Genomic DNA, 19,391 nt, shown 5'->3' with positions numbered 1-19,391 from the left:
TCTCCTTTATTAAATATCGAATGTCTTCGTCCATTCACTCCCTGAAGCCGGGAATAGTTCCCCGAATCCCATATCTTTCACATGGATGCTAAGCTGACTCTCCGAAGTCATCCCCATCGTAATACGGAGTCTTGTCGTCCTCCTTGGCCGGTCTTCTATCCCTTGAAGCTCCATATGGATTTCTCTCGCTTCCTTTCCATTTAAAGGTGTAAGAAAAATGGATATCTCATTCCCTTCCTCCAATATTACATCGTATTCTTTCTTCGCCTCGAACCAATTTACCCCGGCATCCATAGCGGCGAAGTAGGAGTCCAATCCCCTTCGCAGCACTCTCATACCTACGTTCGCCTTCAGCTTATCGGAACCGAGGAAGGCATATTCCTTTCCTTCGCTGCCAATCCCCAGTTTCTCCTTTATGCCATAACAAGCGCCTTTACTATAAAGATTATTCCCTTTGAAGACCCGGCGCCCCATACAAAGATACTTTAACGATTCTAACGTCCACTCCTCTCTGTATCCATCTCCGATTAAATAGATACAAGAAATCACTTTCTCTCTGCACTGTTCTTTGGCAATGTCCAGAAAAAGCATATCCAGTCTCGCCTTCATATCCTCATCCATATCCGCTGTACTTTCTATATCCGCCCTCGCCATCTCAGGATATTCGCTGATATCCATATACATAACAACCGGTGTAGTCTTGCGATTGCTATTAAGGGCATATATCTTCATACGACGGTTATCATAATCACATAAAAGGACTTCATGCGTCCATAATTCCCTCGGCTGGTACAAGGTATAATAATAGAAGCTTTCCGCATGACTTTGGAAGAAAATCTTGTCCGTTTTCAAATAAAGATTCGCCGCCACCTGCAGGAAGATTTCCACCGTCCGCTGATCCAAATCATCCACGGTAAACATCACCCCTTCCAGATAATCCGGGGATACAACTATATTTAGCATGGACATGCTTCTTCTAATAAACAACGTCAGCAATGCTACCGCGTCAAAGCTCTCTCCACCCACATCGACAGTCTCATCTTTTCTGGCAAGAGTGAGGAGATTTCTTACGGGTATCCCTTCTCCTGCTTCGGCCGCCTTCAAAGCTTCCTTACCATAGAACCACTGATTCACTCCGTGTTTTTTACATAATAGTGCCGGAATATTATACTGTTCACTTCCTGTGACCTGAGCGAGAGTCTCCGGTTCTCTGTCATCTAAGGTACAGTAACTGATCTGTGCATAATCATCGCTCACATCATAGCCTACCACAATCTTCCCGCTGTTTCTTTTCGTAATCCCCTCTTTTTTCTCCAAAAGCATATCTGTTTCAACCCCTGTAAAGCCTTTCTATCGGCGCAGACCAAATAGTTGCAAAGCCATATATTCCTTCCTATAATACTCCTCTAACAGACTGTCCACAGTATGATAATCCTGTAGGGTCCTGGCAATTACGATATCGTTAAGCAAGCCGAACTTATCTTCCTCTTCCCCTTGTAAAATATCGCTCTTACTAATCGAAGTACGCTGCGTAAGCCGCTCTTCGCCGTCCCCTTCTTCTGTAATATAATATTGCAGCTTTTCTCCGAAAAATAAGACAAAAGCTTTCACACATATACCACCGTACATGTCCCGCATTTCTTCTCTCCGGTATTCCTTTTCCGTAAGATCTCCTCTTTCCAGCATATAATGAATTACCGCTTTATGACCTGCCCGGACCTTGTACTCTATCATCGTCTTATCCGCAAACTGCTGCATAATCAGCATTTCCTTCGTATATTCCCGAAAAAAAGGAAAATAAATGTTCTCCTCCAACATATCGCCTAAAAATTTTTTTATAACAGCACTTATCTTCGAGACATTTCTACTCTTTCGTCCGTCCACGGCATAATATTTCAAAAATGCGAGCTTACAAACTTTATGTAACTCTTCCCCTCTGTCGTAAACACGAACGATATCGGTAAAAATAAATTCATCCACTTCTTTATCCCTGACAAAATAATTGTAAGCACAGTAAAAAAGAAAAGCACTTTCCACCGGCATTCTGGCCCCACCGGATACATATGCCTTGAAAATATCCATCCTGTCCGCGACATATGCACCTGAAAAAAGCATCTGCACAAGAATCCTCTCACATAACGGATAAGTTTCCGCCTCAAAGGCTGTAGCTGCCTTCCATACCTCCAGCATCCGTTTCATAGCATCGCTATAAAAATGCACAAGATAAGTGAGTAGATTGCCATCATATTTCCCCTTACTGAATGCATAATAAACGGCAAATGTCATCCCTTCTTCTTCCATAAGACCATCCCTTGCGATAAGGCGGCTGCACAGCCGGACAATTGTTTTAATCTCAACTCCATCCACTCCAAAGCTTCTTATCCAAGCAAATGCCCTGTCATACATCCCACGGACAACCATAATCCGAAGAATTTCTCCACGCGCCTTCTTATTCATATCATCCGTCGTAAGTTCCTCCAAATAACTATCCAGCATATGCATATCATCCTCTTCATAATAATGATGCACTAATAGCAATCTGAGCTCACTCTTCATCCGATCATCGATATTCTCCTCGGAGGCTAAATAACGAAGCCTTTTCTCATTATCCTTCGTAATTTTAATACCGGTTCCGTTTCCTTCGCATATATGAATGGCAAGACCCATGTGTTCCTGCACATAGGGCGTAATGAGAGGAAGCAGCCCATCGGGTGACATCATCTGCTTTATCTGAAAAGGTATGCTCTTACAATAACGGTTTCCTTCTCCGTCCTCCAATAAGATAGTATAATCCCTGCCATATAAGGGAACCCACGCGGTTTTATCATTCACCGGATAGCAGTATTCCGTCTTATGAATGGAATAACGAACAATCACATGACGAATATCTCTACTCTCTATTGTGAACTGATGAACAAAAAGAAGCTTCGCCAGCTCTTTTGCAATGTCCGCTTTCACCATTCTGGCTGAAATGGTATTCTTATATAAATATGCCAAATCCTCATTGATCCGCCCATTGCGAATCTGGTCGAGGACAAATCTCTCAATCCGCTCACAGTAGCTGATATAAAGCTCCGGCTGCTCCTGTCTGCGCTTATAAATATAAGCATATAAAAAAGCATTTTTCCTATAATCCAACTCACTTTGATAAGAGAAATACATAAGGATTATTTTAGGGAGTGTCTCATCATAATCCTTCGGTAAAGACATCATGTAATGCTCGTACAACTTTGTAATACGCAGTTCCTGTTCCACACCGAGACGATACCATTTAAAGTAGGAATGTGCGGTCTTACCTCCCTTAATCAGAAGCGTACAAATGACCTGCAGCGTTTCTTTATCGGGATATTTCTCATAACATGTACTTAGAATATAGAAGACAGTCCTCGAATATATCTTCAATTTAAGGGCTAAATAACGTACCTGTATCATTAAATCCTGCGACAATACTCCTCTTTTAGCCGCATAATTCAATACCTGTATCTCAAAATCCCCAAGCTTCATCAAAAGAGTCGGATTGCGCTCGATCAAATGCCAGGCCTCTACATATAATACCGGGCTTCTTGCTCCTCTATGATATTGATCCTCCAACATCACAAAGCGTCTGGACGGGCTTTTCTCATATTCCTCGGACAGATACAGCATAAGCCATGCAATCCGCCAATTATTCCTATTGCCGTAAAATATCCGTTCCACCCGCTGCGATACCTGATCCACATAGGCTGCCTCCTTAGCATTCAGTGTAGTCAGATATAAATAATAACAATAAATTTCTGGCGGACATTCCGCTTCATCTATCATAGATTTGATTCTCTCCAACTGCCATTCCGCTTCATTGAAGCGTTCCTGAGTAATCAAGAGTTGTATGCGAAAGAGACTTGTCTGCAAATCCTTCTCATCCAAAGATGCCAATCGGTCCACCAAGTCCTCCGTCTCTTTTATCCATGTGCGCGAGTTGATCCGTTTCATGCGAAACGCATCATAGCGGTACATCAACTGCAGTAAAATGTTTTTCTTTTCTCTACGCAGTCCGAGGGTTCTCTTCTGCTCTGTATTGTGAATTACCGTGACCGGCACTTCTATGCTCGTATGCGAATTGAAAATATGTATTCTCCCGTAATTACGTCCTGCATGCAATTTCTCACTATCGATATAATAATTCAACCGGAAAGAATTACCTAAGAAATCGTCATCCGATATACGCTCCTTCTCTGCTCTTAGGAATTCGCCTTCCGACTCTATGCGAAGCGAAGTATATCCCCATCCGTTCCTTACAAGCGTCAAGCTGTGCTCTGCCACATCATAAGGATCCTCGATACAGACCTCTGTCGCCTCAGGAATATATTCAACCCCTTGTTTTTTATTGATTTCAAGGAGGAATTCTTCCATATTCTGAGGGTTCCCGTATACTGCCGAAAGCCCTTTATACGCACCGTAATACTGCCTGTCATTTCCATTTATAAATATATTCTCAAACTCCTTCGAGTAAAATACCGTTACCGCCTCTTCCCAATTCGCCTTAGCCAGGTTGGCAAAATGGAACATATTCTTAATTTCCCCCATGCTGGAAGAAACTATGCTTCTTGTAACTTCTACACGGTAAGGAAGCTCGTACTCACCATAATTAGATATAATGGAGAACTGCCCTTCCAGCACATCTCCCTCTTCCATTCCTTCGGAGGAAAAGCGGTATATAATCTCTTCTTTCTTACCTATAAATTCTTTCTGAAAACATTCCATTCTAAATTCGGAGGAATAGATATATCCCTCCGCAAAACCATCTTCCGGTCCCGTTATGATAAAAGACCCTTGCAGCGTTTCCCCTTTTTGTAAGAAAAGCTCCAGACCTAACGATGAAAATTCTAAGACGCCCTCCTGTATTTCCCAAGCTTCCCTCGCCTTCTCATAGTTAAACCTGCCCTCCAATAAATCATCCATTACTTTTCTCAAATGACTTCACCCCATGCCGTATTTCCATTTTTAAATTATACTTTGTCCACAAGCGGCCATAGTATGTTTTTTGCACACTCGCTTTGCTCGGCGCGGTATAATATGATTAAATATTATACCATTAAGCATCCTTTTTTAGCAACTGCACTAAATATCAATTTAAGTGTTGACAAATAGAAACTTTTGCCCTATTGTATTAATTAAGTAATACAGTAGTACAAATGAATATAGCAAATCTCGAAGAAAGGAAGGAACTCATGGCGTGGAATTTAGATGCGGATAAACCTATTTATACACAGCTTGTCGAAATTATACAGACACAGATTATCTCCGGACGCTATCAACCCGGCGACAGGCTTCCAAGCGTCAGAGAATTAGCGGCGGAAGCGAGTGTCAATCCCAATACAATGCAGAAGGCCTTTGTAGAATTAGAACGAAATGGCTTAATCGTAACTCAGAGAACGAGCGGACGAACGGTAACGGAGGATATCGAATTGATTAATCAGACGCAGGGCTACTTGGCCGAAGAATATATCAAGAACTTTTTTCAAGTTATGAAGGATATCGGATATTCAAGACAAGAGATTATAACGCTTATTGAAAAAGCAGCACAAGGGGAGGAATAATTATGGAAACTTTAGCTGAAATCAGAGGCTTGACTAAGGCCTATGGTAAAACGCTCGGTGTGAATAATATGAGCCTCGTCATACCAAGAGGGAAGATAATAGGGCTTCTGGGACCTAACGGGAGCGGTAAGACTACTCTTATTAAGATGATGAATGGACTGTTGACACCGACCGCAGGAAGTATATCAATTAACGGATATGCTCCCGGTATCGAAACGAAGGCTATCATCGCCTATCTGCCGGAAAGGACTTATCTTCAAGAGAATATGAGAGTATGCGATATCGTAGAGTATTTCTCAGATTTCTATGCGGATTTCAATCGGGATACCGCATTTAATATGCTGCATTCCCTGAACATCTCATTTACTGCAAGATTAAAAACGTTATCGAAGGGAACAAAGGAGAAAGTACAGCTTATCCTCGTTATGAGCCGAAATGCTGATCTATATATTCTGGATGAGCCGATTGCCGGTGTTGACCCTGCAGCCAGAGACTATATTTTAAAAACAATTATAAGCAATTACAATGAGAATGCCAGCATTTTACTATCCACCCATCTAATCTCGGATATCGAAAACGTTCTGGATGAAGTCATCCTCATACGAGACGGTCAGGTACTGTCACATATGAGCGTAGATCAGATCAGAGAACAATACGGGCGTTCCGTAGATGCTTATTTCAGGGAGGTGTTTGCATGCTAGGAAAATTATTCAAATACGACTGGAAATCCTTCTGGAAAGTTCCTGCCGCCATTAATATCTTTCTTCTTATTATAACTGCAATCGGAGCAATTTCTATGGCATCTCCTTTATGGAAATTGGATTATGACCTTATAAATGTGCTCCTCGTTCTCTCCATTTTATTTTACTATCTCGCTCTTTTCGCAGGCTCTATTGCAATTTTTGTTTATATTGCAGTTCGTTATTATAAGAATGTCTATAGCGATGAAGGGTATTTGACCAACACACTTCCTGTCACCCCGCGGGAAATTATTTTATCAAAGATGTTTGTGGGTGCTATATGGACTATCATTACAAGCGTTGTGATTTTTTTCAGCGTCATTATCCTTTTAATTTGCGCTGCTATGAGCTTTGGAGATGCTGCCGAATGGGCAGAAATCTATCAAGTCTTCCGTACTCAGGTTCTTCCTTTCTTCAGAAATGAGCTTGGTATGAGTATCGGTATATTTCTGTTATTGACTATCGTATCTATGATTGTCGGTACCTTTCTTTCCATCCTTATGCTATATTCATCCGTTTCTCTCGGACAGCTTTTTACCAAGCATAAGGTTGCCGGCGCAGTGGTTTGGTATATTGCACAGTATACAATTTTACAATTTGGTACCTCTATCATTATGAACATCCCACTAATCGGAGTCTTCTCCAGCACGAATGTGGATGTGTTCTTCCCTGATGGAACATTCGGAACTTTCATTAAGGCTGTTCTTGGCAGTTCTATCGTTCTCTCCGCAATTGTCAGCGTCGCCCTATTCTTTATCACAGAATATATGCTGAAAAAGAAATTGAATCTGGAGTAAAATAAATAAAGGATATTTAGCCGGTACATCGGTTAAATATCCTTTACTTTATTATCGTAGAATTTAACATAGCCGCACTCTAACTTTGTTTTTTTGCTTCCATAGCTTCTATTAATACGACAGCAAAACAAGCAATGGTACCAGCTGCCATTAATGTCCTGTCGATGTTCTTCTCCACCTTTTTTTGTCGGGCTATAACTGCTTTCTTATGGATTTTTTGTTTTGCATTCCATATTTTCTGCTGCTTTTTTATCACCTGATTTAGGCTTTTATCCAGACTATTTATCCACATTACTTTTCCTTTATTTCTTTTCATCTTAATGATCATGCCTTTCCTATAGCCTGCAAACTTTTGCCCCATGATACCTACGGATTGAACAACAATCCATCTATAGGCACAATACCATAGGGCACTGTTTCATGTCAAGTTACTGTTCAGACTGTGTCATGCACTTCGCTGCACGGTATCGGAGTCATTAAAATATCGGCTGCCGGATAGAAATACATTGCCATAATTCACAAGAATCAAGAAAAAGGCATATAATGTGATAAACAAATGTACAGAGGTTTTTATGCCTGTAAATATTCTTCATTCAGCACAGATGGGGGTTGACAGTTCGTATGCCGGAGGATTGAAAATCAGTGTGACATCCATACTGGGTCCGGTTCCGATAAGGGATGCTACGGTTTCAATTTCATATACAGGAGCAGAAAATGCTACTATAGAGAGATTGAATACAAATGAGTCCGGACAAACCGAAGAAATAGAATTACCAGCTCCACCACTGGAATATAGCTTGGAGCCGGAAAGCAGTCGCCCTTATTCCGAGTATAATATCCAGGTGGAAGCTCCAGGATACGAACCCATCTTAATATCAGGAACACAAATACTTCCCGATACATTGGCTCTGCAGCCAATTGAGATGGTTCCTTTGGAAGGAGAACCTGAAGAAGTGATCGTCATTCCTGATCATACTTTATACGGGGATTATCCACCCAAAATACCCGAAGATGAAATCAAACCAATGGATGAAACGGGAGAAATTGTACTTAGCAGAGTGGTGATCCCCGAATTCATTGTCGTACACGATGGAGTGCCTTCTGATGCCTCGGCTCCTAACTACTATGTCCGCTACAAAGACTATATTAAGAATGTGGCTTCCTCCGAAGTCTATGCCACATGGCCTGAGAGTTCGCTCTATGCGAATATTCTGGCAATTATGTCGGTAACACTTAACAGAGTTTATACCGAATGGTATCGGAATCAAGGTTATAACTTTACGATTACCTCTTCCACCGCTTACGATCAGAAATGGATGAAGGGAAGAAATATCTTCGAGAATATCGACTATCTCGTGGACAACGTATTTGCGAATTATTTATCACGTCCTGGCGTTAGACAGCCGATTTTCACTTCATTTTGTGATGGCACCAGAGTACAATGCGCAGGCTTGAGTCAATGGGGTTCCAAATATCTTGGAGACGAAGGGTATTCTGCAATTGAAATAATCCGTAACTATTTCGGCAACGATATGTATATCAATACGGCAGAAAGCATCGCGGGTGTTCCCTCCTCATGGCCGGGATATAATCTGACAGTAGGCTCCAGCGGTGAAAGTGTGCTACAAATTCAACAGCAACTGAATCGCATCGCACAAAATTATCCCGCGCTTCCAACAGTGGCTACTGATGGAATCTATGGTCCTGAGACGGCAGATGCGGTACGAATCTTCCAGGGAATTTTCAATATACCTCCATCGGGCATCGTCGATTATCCGACATGGTATCAGATATCAAATATTTATGTAGGTGTAACACGAATGGCAGAATTATCATAAAACAGTGTGTTGTGCCTATAGTCTGTTCCATATCTCATAATTATTAAGAGGGCGTAGGCGATTTTCTACTTACGCCCTCTTAGCTGCCATAGAGCAAAGACAGAAATAATTTCGATAAGATTTGCTCAATTTTTTCATAGGCTTTGACTTAATATTTCTTGTTGAGATACTTAAATATGAGTATCCCTGCAATATATTGGAAAATCACATATCCACCTAAATATAAAATCAAGACTCTCGTATGTTGAACCATCCCTAAGGAATCTAACACTGAAAAAATCATAATTGAAATACAGACAGTAATTAGACCTAATATATAGGCATATCTTCCCGATTGATTCCTGAACTTTTCTTTTCGTTCATCATGTAATTCAATGGATATATTCTCCAAATGTTCTTTATATCTGCTTTTATTGTTTGGGTGAGTCCAATAAAAATATTTCCACAATAATAAAGCACCGCCGCCAAATCCTCCCCCTGCAAATCCCCAAAGCAGACTTTGAAATTTTGTTCCCGAAAAGCCTGCGGCTATGGCGAATAAAGCACCAATTGACATATAGGCAATTCCAGTAAAAAGATTATTTTTTTTCATTTTTCCCGCTCCTTTCAAATATAAATATCTCCTCTATTGTTTTACCAAAAAAATCAGATATGGTAAACGCTAACTCTAAAGACGGATTATATTTTCCCGTTTCAATCGAACTAACAGTTTGCCTTGATACTCTTATTGCCTTTGCAAACTCATCTTGGCTCAATTTGCGTTCCTTTCTCAATTCTTCCACTCTATTTTTCACAATCCGATCACCTTCCTTTTGACAAGTTACCTTTACATACATTATATGTATTGTATTTACTTTTGTCAAGGTTCCTTTACATACCTTTTCCTTTTCCGCTTCCCACCCCATGTTTTTTCTTCGATAAAAGAATTCAGTTTTTTATTTTTAAAAAAATTTACAAAAAAGTTCAAAAAAAGATTGACTCCTACGCAACGTCATACTTTATGATATACATATGAGGTCCTCAGGAAAAGATAGATTGAACAAGAAGGGGGATATGCCCAATGAAATCCAATGAAGTATCAGAAATTACAGGAATCAGCGTTCGTACACTGCACCATTATGATGCGATGGGGCTCCTCTGCCCGGGCCGTAATCCGGAAAACGGCTATCGCGAATATGCGGCGGAGGATATCGATAAATTGCAGCAAATACTGTTTTTCAAGGAATGCGGCTTTCCCCTTGCAAAAATCAAAGAACTGCTGAACAGACCGGATTTTGACAGAGCAAAGGCATTTGATATACAAAAGAAATATCTGCTTCATGAAAAGAAGCGCATCGATTCCATGCTGAAAACTCTTGAAAAGTCCATTCAAAACATGAAAGGAGAACTTGAAATGAGTGAAAAAGAAAAATTTAACGGATTTGATTTTACCAGCAATCCTTATGAAGAAGAGGCTCGCCGACTGTGGGGTGACGAAAAAATAGATCAAAACAATGCCTATATAGCCGGTTTATCCAACGAGGAGCAAAAGGCTATTGCTAAAGGCATGGACGATTTATTCATGAACCTATCGAAGGTACGGATGGAATCGCCCGGCTCTGCTATCGCCCAAAAGGCTATAGCAGAGATGTACCATCATTTTAATGCCAACTTTGGCTATCAATATTCTCTGGAAGCCTTCTCAGGAGTAGGCCAGCTCTACATCACTGACGAACGATTTACCAAAAATATTGACAAATACGGCGAAGGTCTTTCTAAATTCCTGGCAGAAGCTATGGCTATCTATACGGAGAATAAAAAATAATATACCGTTCAAAACCCCGTTTCATGAGAAGCGGGGTTTTCTATATGAGAATCCGTTTTTAGTTTATGTTCCGCAGAACGTCCTATAGGAACACGCAGATGCAGGGGGCAACATGGAGAATTCTTCTTGCTGTGGAGAATACTCATAAGGATGATCAAGTACATCGAGCAGCTTTTCCATTATACTGAAATTCCCCTTTTCAGCGGCCTCCAATGCCTCTTCAACTCTGTGATTGCGTGGTATTATGGCAGGATTATTTTCCCTCATCAACTGATTGGATTCCTCTTTTGATTTGTTCTCTTTCTTCCGCCTTATATCCCACTTCTCTTTCCAATCTAAAAATTCAGCAGTAGAAAAAATATCCATACCTTCTAATTTACCAAGGGTTAAGTTCCTGAAGGTATTGGTATAATCTGCCTTGTATTTTTCCATAATATTCAGCAATTCGGTTACTATAGACTCATCTTCTTCCTCTTCATTAAAAAATCCTAATTTTGCCCGCATACCGTTGAGCCAGTGATAAGCGTAAATCGTTTTAAAATTCGAGATCTCCTCATTTGCTATATTTAAAGCCTTATCTTCATTCTCATGAAGAAGCGGCAACAAGGTCTCCGCAAATCTTGCGAGGTTCCATGCTGCAATTTGCGGCTGATTCCCATAAGCATATCGGCCGGCCGTATCAATTGAGCTAAAAACCGTTCCCGGATAATATGCATCCATAAATGCACAGGGACCAAAATCGATAGATTCTCCACTTATTGTCATATTATCTGTATTCATTACGCCATGAATAAACCCAACCAATTGCCATTTTGCAATCAATTGTGCCTGTTTTTTAATGACTTCTCTTAGTAACAGGGTGAATCGTTTTTCATGGAATGCAATATCCGGAAAATGCCGTTGTAAGGTATATTCGGCTAAAAGCTGCACGTCTTTCATACTGCCATAGGCGGCAGCGTATTGAAAGGTGCCCACTCGAATATGGCTGGATGCGACACGGGTTAATATCGCACCAGGAAGCGCCCTTTCCCTTATTACCCTTTGCCCTGTTGTAATCACTGCCAGACTTCGGGTCGTGGGGATGTTAAGGTAATGAAGGGCTTCACTAATAATATATTCTCGAAGCATGGGGCCTAAAGCAGCCCTTCCATCTCCTCCCCTGGAGTATGGCGTTCTCCCCGCCCCTTTAAGCTGGATGTCAAAACGCCTGCCATCTGATGTAATCTGCTCTCCAAGCAATAAGGCTCTCCCATCTCCAAGCATCGTAAAATGACCAAACTGATGGCCTGCATATGCTTGTGCTATGGGTGTGGTCCCTTCCGGCACCTCATTTCCTGCTAATATCCCTATTCCGCTATTTTGCAGTATATCTATGTCCAATCCAAGAGATTTAGAAAGGGATTTATTCAGAATAACCAACTCCGGGGAGGACACAGGGGTTGGCCCTTGTTTTGAATAAAACTTTTCCGGCAAATGAATGTAACTGTTATCAAAATTCCATCCAATATTTATTTTTTTCATTTCAATCCATTCCTTTTTCAATTTATCCTTCCATTTAGTATCCTCATAGAAGACAAAAAAAATCAAGGTAAAATTAACCTTATCCTCAATATTTGTATTTCTTTTAGTTTATTATCGACAAGAACAGCTAAAGAAAACGGACACCTCCACAATAAGGTGCCCGTTCCGCTATCTCGTCTTACACTTTATGATTCCTCATTTAAACCCTGATACAATGGATTTTTCAAAGCAACAAAGCTTGTAATAAACCCGATCATCCCAACGATGAAGAAGATTACCGCTATCCCAGAGCCTTTTCCAGTGCCGAAAGGGATTGATAACACTTGCTGCAATTGTGAATCGCCTGTCATAAATGGCTCAAACATGTTATCTGCTAAAATCCCGCCCAGTAACAGCCCAATTGGGATTGTACTGTACTGGATGGTATCCCTTGCCGAAAAAACGCGCCCCTGCATTTCTATTGGCACATTGGTACGCATGACAGCTGTTAGGTTAGCATTTAAAAATGCCATAGGAACATTGGATGTAAACGCCGCCGCTATCCACAATGGTAAAGTATGGGTTAGGCTCTGCCCAACATCGCCTAAAAGAAACGATATACCACAGGAGAAAAAGATAACCCGAACCCGATTCCGCACCGGTTTCATTAAGGTAACAAAAACACTCCCTACAAGCGTTCCTATCCCCACAGCAGCCTCGACTATACCAAGCGCAACTTGGTCGTTTCCTGTGCGCCCAAGCACCAATGCAGGCAGCATACCATAACCGCCCATTTTTGCAATCAGATTAATAAAAGCGAAAAACAAGATAATTCGCAGCAAAGCCGAATGGTTCCGCAGAAAATTAATTCCAGCCATACAGCTTCTGGTGAATGATTCTTTTACTTCCCTTGCCATGCTCTCGATTACCGGGATTCTAATAAAAAATAATAGCGTTAGAAAAGCAACCGAAAAAGTGGCGAGGTCAATCATTAGAACTGCTTCCAATCCACCAACGGCTAGTACCGCACTCCCCAACGCCGGAGCAAGTATCGTGATGATGGAACCAGAAAGGGCATGCAGTCCGCTCACTCTCACATAGTGCTCCTTTGGCACTAACAAGCTTGTTGCTACATAGGACGCAGGGCTTTGAAATGCGTTCATGAAGCTAAGCAGAAAGTTGATAATATACAAATGCCATATTTGCAATGTTGATGTCAAATAAAGCACCAAAACGGTTACTGTGCCAATAGCTGCAATCAAATCACATACCAACATGATACGCTTTTTATCCCATCTGTCAGCAATTGTACCGGCGATAAAACAAAATAGTATCGAGGGTAAAAAGGAGAACACGGACAACAATGTTATACTGGAAGCCGTTTCTTTTTGTCCATACACCCATACAATGAGTGCAAAATTAGTCATAGCAGTACCCAATGTGGATACAGTTTGTGAACCCCACAGAATTAAAAAAATTCGGAGGTCAGAAAATATATTTGTTTTTTTCATAGCTTTGCTCCTTCAAATCTTTATTATTAGTTTGAAAATGCAAAGCCTGACTTGGACGGCAATCTTTATACTACCGCTCCATACAATTTCCGTCCAATATCAGACTTTGCATGGAGCTTCTGCAATAGCAAGAATCATAAAAACCCCCCTCACTGCTCACTTAATTTCTTTCAGTTTCAAATGAATACATTAATTCTTTTCTGTCCTTTAATTCATGTATTGCAAAGTTTATATATTCGGTAGAATAGCCTTTTAACGCGCCTATTATGTGGTGCATAGGATTTCGATATTCTTCTTTCATATCTTCGGCACCTGGAATCACTAGCTTTTTACTATGACAAAAAATAATTAAATCGAGGACAATTAAGTCGTACAAATTTACTACCAAAAATAATACGAACACATGAAAGAATGCCGCTGCAAATGTCCTTTTCCCTGTAAAATATACCACCATAAGTCCTTCTTATTCCAACATTTAATTAATTTCAACTAATTATTAGTTTAGATATAATAATCAGCATTGTCAACATTATCCTTTTTAGCAATAATATTTTTCGCCAGAATACCGTGTGACCAATTCTTTGCAACTTTGTCCCTTTAACAAATTCTAATTCGTAATATAAGAGTGGGTTGTTCCTGCGTATCCGATTGCGGAGTTTCCTCCGTTGTAAAAAAATTCTTAAAAGGACTACAAGAAACAATCAACACCAAAATATAAAGATACTTGTCCATTCTCTTTACCATAAAATAAAACCTTCAAACTGAGTAATGTATTTACATCAGCTTGAAGGTTTGCATAAACTTTAAGATAGTACTTACTATTATATTGTCTCTGCTTTTTATTTTGTAAGCAACATCATAATATCATTGCTTCTTACTACGAACTTCGCCATTGCTTCCGGCTCGAGCGGTGCATTCTGAAGCAACGCCAAATCATAGAGCTGTTCACAAATCATCGTTACATTATCACCCTCTTTATTCTCCAATACATACTGTACCAAAGGGTGGTTCGCATTCAAGATAAGCGTTTCTCCTTCTTGACCGAACATTCCCATATCCATTCCGGGCATAGAATACATCTTCATCATATCCTGCATACGTCTGCTTTCTTCCGATATTGTAACTATAGAAGAAACCTTTTTATTCTTTAATTTTTCAATTTTTACAGCCAAAGATTCCTTCTTCAATGCTTTTTTCATCATCTTGGAGATTTCTTCCGCCTGCTCTTCCATTTCCTTTTCTACCTTCTTGGAAGTTTTGGCACGAAGTGTATCCGTAATATCCGCATCGATGCGCTGGAAACGAATTCCTTCATTCTTGGACTCTAATTGAGAAATAAACGGTTGATCGATATTATGTGTCAGAATAACAGCATCCATTTTCGCGGCTTTGAACATATTGATATATTGGCCTTGCTGTTTTTCATTTGTTACATAATAAATAATCTTTTCTTTCTTCTCTTCCTCTGAGGATTCATCTTCTGAGGAAGATTCATCCACGATATCAGCTTCTACCTTATTGCCTTCCTCATCGACAGCATTTTCTGTATCAATTTTATTCACTTCCAGGCATTCCGGTAAAGTCAAATATTTACCATCCAGATCCTTGAAAAGAATATAATCGGTCATTTTCTCACAGAACTTATCATCCTTCAGACAGCCGAACTTAATGAACGGGCTAATATCATCCCAATATTTCTCGTATTCTTCCTTCTCCGTCTTACACATTCCTGAGAGCTTATCCGCAACCTTCTTCGTAATGTAATCAGAAATCTTCTTAACGAAGCCGTCATTCTGCAGCGCACTTCTGGATACGTTGAGCGGCAGATCCGGAGAATCGATTACACCTTTTAACAATAGAAGGAACTCAGGAATTACCTCCTTGATATTATCGGCAATAAATACCTGATTGTTATATAGCTTAATAGTACCTTCCATCGTCTCATATTCCGTATTGATTTGAGGGAAATAAAGAATACCCTTCAAATTAAATGGATAGTCCATATTCAAATGTATCCAGAAAAGAGGCTCTTTATAATCCTGGAATACCTTTCGGTAAAACTCTAAATATTCTTCTTTCGTACACTCATTCGGATGTTTCGTCCATAGAGGTCTCGTTTCATTTAAGAGCTCCGGTCTTTTTATAATCTTAAGCTGCTGCTTATCCTCTTCTTTTTCCTTGGCAACTTCTTCTACAACGGTGTCCGTATCCAGCTTTTCATCTTCATTAATCGTCTGAGTTTCCGTGGTATTTTCCTTGGATAAGTAAATTTCAGTGGGCATGAAAGAACAATATTTCTTGATAACTTCCCTTACCCTATATTCGTTGCTAAACTCCAGACAGTCTTCATTCATATAGAGGGTAATCTCCGTACCTACCTCTGTTCTCGTTCTCTCCCCGGAATCATACTCTGTCATATCGAATTCCGTACCGCCATCACATTCCCAATGAACAGGCTTTGCTCCCTCTTTATAGGAAAGAGTATCGATATGAACTTTATCCGCTACCATGAAAGCGGAATAAAAACCAAGACCAAAATGACCGATAATCTGATCTTCATTCGTCTTATCCTTGTATTTTTCAAAAAAGTCCGTAGCACCGGAAAAAGCGATTTGATTAATATATTCTTCCACTTCATCCGCTGTCATTCCTATACCGTTGTCAATAAATTTTAATGTCTTTTCTTCCGGGTTTACCAAAACTTGTATCTTCGCCTTATAATCTGCAGGTAAAGTACATTCTCCCATCATTTCCAACTTCTTAAGCTTCGTAATCGCGTCACATCCGTTAGAAATCAATTCCCTTATAAAAATATCATGATCCGAATACAGCCACTTCTTAATAATAGGGAAAATATTATCGCTGTTAATTGATAAACTACCGTGTTTTGCTGCCATAAAAATTCACTTCCTTTTCTAATTTTGTTCGTATATGTTCAGTACCCTCACATAATGAAATTTTAATTCCCCTATAGAGAAAAGTCAAGAGCAAATTAGCACTCATTCAAAATGAGTGCTAATAACTTCGCTTTTCTTCCGTATTTATGCGTTCTTCAGCATTTCTAAAATTTTTATAAATTAGAATATTTTTAATTATTCTTTAAAATACTGGCCGTATATGTCGAAGAAATCGGAGGTTTTCACTTCAGGATCGTGAATAAAAGTGACACTATCCCATAGGTTTTCGTTCAAATTTCTTGTTAAGGTACTCACAAAAGTATCATACTCTTGACCGAATACCTCTTTTTTCCGCTCTTCTACAATTTTCACCTTATTGGCGTCGGTCTCTTCCCGGTTGAAGGTGTTAATACATTTAATAATATGGTATCCGTATTCCGTTTCTACAATGCCGCTGATTTCTCCTTTTTCCAGATTAAATGCCGCATCCTCGAAATTCTTCTCCATATCTCCCTTACCGAAGGAATAAGTCCCCTTATTATCCTCGCTGTACTTTTCAATGAGTTCTTCGAAATCATCTCCATCCTTGGCAAGAGAAAGAACCTTACGAGCCTGTTCATAGGCATTCGCCCTGGCATTCTCGCTATATTCCACCTTCGCTCCTGTACCATCCAGCGTATATGTCTTAATCAAAACATGCTGTACGGTAATGGTCCTCGCTTCATCGTCACTGATTTCCGGATTGATATCCTTAATAATATAGCTATACACCTTATTTGCCAGCCTATATTCACTATATAAGGAGAGAATCGTTTCCTCGGCAACTCCGAGTTGTTCCTTTTCCGCTTCATTTAAAGAATTGTAATAAGTACCTGCTGCTTCCTTCGCAAGTTCCATCTCCTGCTCCGACAACTCCACGCCGTACTGCTGCGCCAATAAATTCATCGTCTTAATCTGAGCAATGCGTGCAAGGGCAGTATCTTTCACATTTTGTTCCAGTGTAATACCTTCGATATCAGCATCCCATATCTGTTCGCCAAATACTCCTTCGTACTGATTCTGCGAATTAGTCAAATATATCATAATCTCCGGCAGCTTACAGGATATTGTCTCTATTCGGAATATTTCATCTTTCCCAAAGCCGGTGGTCAGCACCACCTTCGTGCCATTCTCATCCTTATTTCCGCATGCCGCAAGAAATCCCATAAGACCGATAAGAAGCAGGCTCGCTGCCAATCTCTTAAATTTTTCAATCGTTCCGCCGTTTCCACAGCTTTTCCAATCTTTTTTACTGCTTTTCAACACGCCTTATCGTTCCATTCCCTTCAATATGCTTCTCGCTACACTAATTCCGTTTGCGGAAGCCTGTTGCAGACCTCTCGTTACACCTGCTCCGTCGCCAATGGCGCGAAGTCCTTTTACGCTCGTCTCAAAGTCCTTGTCCACTACGACCTTGTTGGAGTAGAACTTCACTTCTACGCCGTAAAGCAGGGTTTCATCCGAAGCAATTCCCGGCGTTACCTTATCGAGCGCTTCCAGCATCTCCTGAATATCCACCATAATTCTGTGAGGGAATACGAGGGATAAATCGCCCGGAACAGCATCCTTAAGTGTTGGAATCAAGTTATTTCTGCAAAGTCTTTCTTCCGTCGTTCTTCTGCCCCTTTTAAAATCGCCAAAGGTCTGTACCATAATTCTGCCGCCGCAGAGCATGTTAGAAAGCTGCGCAATCTGTTTTCCATATTCAATGGGAGTTTTAAACGGCTTTGTAAAATTCTTCGATACCAGAATTGCAAAGTTCGTGTTGTTGGTCTTATATTCCTTCGATTTATATGCATGGCCGTTTACTACTGCCAGTCCGCCTTCATAATACTCTGTCGCTACTTCGCCCGAAGGATTTGTACAGAAGGTTCTTACCTTATCATCGAAGGTCGGTGTAAATAAAACGAGCTTGGCTTCGTATAGGTTTTCATTCAAAAATTGCATTACCTCATCACGAACCTCTACACGAACACCGATATCTACCGTCCCAGGAGTTGTCTCGATTCCGATTTCATCACATTTATCCTTGAACCAGTCCGCACCCTCACGGCCTACTGCAGAGACGATTTCCTTCGCATAGAAGGTATCACCCTTGCTCGTTACGATTCCGGCTGCCTTGCCGTCTTCAAGCAATATCTGCTCTACCATCGTATTGAACATCAAATCGACTCCCTCGGCTTCCAGGTGATGCTGCAACTTGCCATAAATCTTATAGCCTTCCTCCGTTCCCAGATGACGAATCGGACATTCCACCAATTTCAAATTCGCATTGATCGCTTTTCTTCTGATTTCACGGATTTCCTTTTCCTTATCCACACCATATACGTTCTCATCCGCACCGAACTTCAAATACACCTTATCCGATTCTTCAATCAGATGAAGTGTTTCTTCATAACCCAAAATAGCAGGAAGATTTCCGCCTACATCGGGAGACAAGGAAAGTTTTCCATCAGAAAATGCTCCCGCCCCTGCAAATCCCGTCGTAATAGAGCAGGGTTTACAGCCAACGCACTGTTTCGTAACACGCTTCGGACAATTGCGTTTCTCGATAGAGCGTCCTTTTTCTACCATTAATACTTTCAAATTCTTATTTTTATCCATTAGTTCATAAGCGCAGAAGATTCCCCCCGGACCTGCCCCTATGATGATCACATCGTAGTTTTTTTCCATTTGCATACCTCTCTCT

The 19,391-nt window shown here is 40.6% G+C and carries 16 protein-coding genes; 5 read left to right on the top strand and 11 right to left on the bottom strand.

The window, feature by feature from the left end; translation table 11 throughout:
- Window positions 1-9: 9 nt before the first annotated feature.
- On the bottom strand, window positions 10-1,323 hold the full coding sequence (locus RBB56_RS14455; protein ID WP_306719668.1) for a DUF5716 family protein: 1,314 nt from the start codon (window positions 1,321-1,323) through the stop codon (window positions 10-12).
- A gap of 27 nt (window positions 1,324-1,350) precedes the next feature.
- Window positions 1,351-4,950, bottom strand: a complete 3,600-nt coding sequence (locus tag RBB56_RS14450) for a DUF5717 family protein (protein ID WP_306719667.1) — start codon at window positions 4,948-4,950, stop codon at window positions 1,351-1,353.
- Window positions 4,951-5,207: 257 nt separating this feature from the next.
- On the opposite strand from RBB56_RS14450, the gene RBB56_RS14445 reads away from it, so the two are divergent.
- From RBB56_RS14445 to RBB56_RS14435, 3 genes are read left to right on the top strand one after another with little or no spacing between them, the layout of a single operon-like run.
- A complete protein-coding gene (locus tag RBB56_RS14445) occupies window positions 5,208-5,576 on the top strand; it encodes a GntR family transcriptional regulator (RefSeq protein WP_306722169.1) in 369 nt (122 codons plus the stop codon).
- A 2-nt stretch (window positions 5,577-5,578) separates the two neighbouring features.
- Entirely contained in the window at window positions 5,579-6,277 is a 699-nt protein-coding gene (locus RBB56_RS14440) for an ABC transporter ATP-binding protein (RefSeq protein WP_306719666.1), read from the top strand.
- A complete protein-coding gene (locus tag RBB56_RS14435; protein ID WP_306719665.1) occupies window positions 6,271-7,113 on the top strand; it encodes a hypothetical protein in 843 nt (280 codons plus the stop codon). Before RBB56_RS14440 ends, RBB56_RS14435 begins: the two co-directional genes overlap by 7 nt.
- Before the next feature lie 79 nt (window positions 7,114-7,192).
- Here the strand turns inward: RBB56_RS14435 and RBB56_RS14430 are convergent, their stop codons facing one another.
- A complete protein-coding gene (locus RBB56_RS14430) occupies window positions 7,193-7,429 on the bottom strand; it encodes a hypothetical protein (RefSeq protein ID WP_306719664.1) in 237 nt (78 codons plus the stop codon).
- Between the two features lie 256 nt (window positions 7,430-7,685).
- Here RBB56_RS14430 and RBB56_RS14425 point away from each other — a divergent pair, with 256 nt between their 5' ends.
- Entirely contained in the window at window positions 7,686-8,951 is a 1,266-nt protein-coding gene (locus tag RBB56_RS14425) for a peptidoglycan-binding protein (RefSeq protein ID WP_306719663.1), read from the top strand.
- Between the two features lie 148 nt (window positions 8,952-9,099).
- Here the strand turns inward: RBB56_RS14425 and RBB56_RS14420 are convergent, their stop codons facing one another.
- The gene (locus RBB56_RS14420; protein WP_306719662.1) at window positions 9,100-9,543 is read right to left on the bottom strand and encodes a hypothetical protein; all 444 of its coding nucleotides are present in this window, start codon (window positions 9,541-9,543) and stop codon (window positions 9,100-9,102) included.
- Window positions 9,530-9,745: a helix-turn-helix transcriptional regulator gene (locus RBB56_RS14415; protein ID WP_306722168.1), complete on the bottom strand. Its 216-nt coding sequence runs from the start codon at window positions 9,743-9,745 to the stop codon at window positions 9,530-9,532. The genes RBB56_RS14420 and RBB56_RS14415 overlap by 14 nt, the downstream gene beginning before the upstream one ends.
- A 266-nt stretch (window positions 9,746-10,011) precedes the next feature.
- Between RBB56_RS14415 and RBB56_RS14410 the strand changes: the two genes are divergently transcribed.
- Window positions 10,012-10,755 carry a MerR family transcriptional regulator gene (locus RBB56_RS14410; protein WP_306719661.1) on the top strand — a complete coding sequence of 248 codons (744 nt, stop codon included), beginning with the start codon at window positions 10,012-10,014 and terminating at the stop codon, window positions 10,753-10,755.
- Between the two features lie 63 nt (window positions 10,756-10,818).
- On the opposite strand, the gene RBB56_RS14405 is transcribed toward RBB56_RS14410, so the two are convergent.
- The 6 genes from RBB56_RS14405 to RBB56_RS14380 all read right to left on the bottom strand — a co-directional run bounded on the left by RBB56_RS14405 (window position 10,819) and on the right by RBB56_RS14380 (window position 19,375).
- Window positions 10,819-12,297, bottom strand: a complete 1,479-nt coding sequence (locus RBB56_RS14405) for a protein adenylyltransferase SelO (RefSeq protein ID WP_331525868.1) — start codon at window positions 12,295-12,297, stop codon at window positions 10,819-10,821.
- 164 nt (window positions 12,298-12,461) lie between these two features.
- Window positions 12,462-13,766, bottom strand: a complete 1,305-nt coding sequence (locus tag RBB56_RS14400; RefSeq protein WP_306719660.1) for an MFS transporter — start codon at window positions 13,764-13,766, stop codon at window positions 12,462-12,464.
- Between the two features lie 160 nt (window positions 13,767-13,926).
- Window positions 13,927-14,067: a hypothetical protein gene (locus tag RBB56_RS14395; protein WP_306719659.1), complete on the bottom strand. Its 141-nt coding sequence runs from the start codon at window positions 14,065-14,067 to the stop codon at window positions 13,927-13,929.
- 538 nt (window positions 14,068-14,605) lie between these two features.
- Window positions 14,606-16,663 carry a molecular chaperone HtpG gene (gene htpG / locus RBB56_RS14390; RefSeq protein WP_306719658.1) on the bottom strand — a complete coding sequence of 686 codons (2,058 nt, stop codon included), beginning with the start codon at window positions 16,661-16,663 and terminating at the stop codon, window positions 14,606-14,608.
- A gap of 195 nt (window positions 16,664-16,858) precedes the next feature.
- Window positions 16,859-17,968, bottom strand: a complete 1,110-nt coding sequence (locus RBB56_RS14385) for a peptidylprolyl isomerase (RefSeq protein WP_306719657.1) — start codon at window positions 17,966-17,968, stop codon at window positions 16,859-16,861.
- A 3-nt stretch (window positions 17,969-17,971) separates the two neighbouring features.
- Entirely contained in the window at window positions 17,972-19,375 is a 1,404-nt protein-coding gene (locus RBB56_RS14380; protein WP_306719656.1) for an NAD(P)/FAD-dependent oxidoreductase, read from the bottom strand.
- Window positions 19,376-19,391: the final 16 nt, after the last annotated feature.

The organism is Kineothrix sp. MB12-C1 (genome assembly GCF_030863805.1).
Lineage (GTDB): Bacteria > Bacillota > Clostridia > Lachnospirales > Lachnospiraceae > Kineothrix.
Note: the sequence above shows the minus strand (reverse complement) of the source record. Positions and strands in the feature narration are given on the sequence as shown.

What these genes read in the sequence shown, in the direction of transcription:
- RBB56_RS14380 (WP_306719656.1), bottom strand. Translation starts at nt 19,375, where the DNA reads ATGGAAAAAAACTACGATGTGATCATCATAGGGGCAGGTCCGGGGGGA.
- RBB56_RS14400 (WP_306719660.1), bottom strand. Translation starts at nt 13,766, where the DNA reads ATGAAAAAAACAAATATATTTTCTGACCTCCGAATTTTTTTAATTCTG.
- RBB56_RS14430 (WP_306719664.1), bottom strand. Translation starts at nt 7,429, where the DNA reads ATGAAAAGAAATAAAGGAAAAGTAATGTGGATAAATAGTCTGGATAAA.
- RBB56_RS14410 (WP_306719661.1), top strand. Translation starts at nt 10,012, where the DNA reads ATGAAATCCAATGAAGTATCAGAAATTACAGGAATCAGCGTTCGTACA.
- RBB56_RS14435 (WP_306719665.1), top strand. Translation starts at nt 6,271, where the DNA reads ATGCTAGGAAAATTATTCAAATACGACTGGAAATCCTTCTGGAAAGTT.
- RBB56_RS14445 (WP_306722169.1), top strand. Translation starts at nt 5,208, where the DNA reads ATGGCGTGGAATTTAGATGCGGATAAACCTATTTATACACAGCTTGTC.
- htpG (WP_306719658.1), bottom strand. Translation starts at nt 16,663, where the DNA reads ATGGCAGCAAAACACGGTAGTTTATCAATTAACAGCGATAATATTTTC.
- RBB56_RS14420 (WP_306719662.1), bottom strand. Translation starts at nt 9,543, where the DNA reads ATGAAAAAAAATAATCTTTTTACTGGAATTGCCTATATGTCAATTGGT.
- RBB56_RS14440 (WP_306719666.1), top strand. Translation starts at nt 5,579, where the DNA reads ATGGAAACTTTAGCTGAAATCAGAGGCTTGACTAAGGCCTATGGTAAA.
- RBB56_RS14455 (WP_306719668.1), bottom strand. Translation starts at nt 1,323, where the DNA reads ATGCTTTTGGAGAAAAAAGAGGGGATTACGAAAAGAAACAGCGGGAAG.
- RBB56_RS14395 (WP_306719659.1), bottom strand. Translation starts at nt 14,067, where the DNA reads ATGAAAGAAGAATATCGAAATCCTATGCACCACATAATAGGCGCGTTA.
- RBB56_RS14425 (WP_306719663.1), top strand. Translation starts at nt 7,686, where the DNA reads ATGCCTGTAAATATTCTTCATTCAGCACAGATGGGGGTTGACAGTTCG.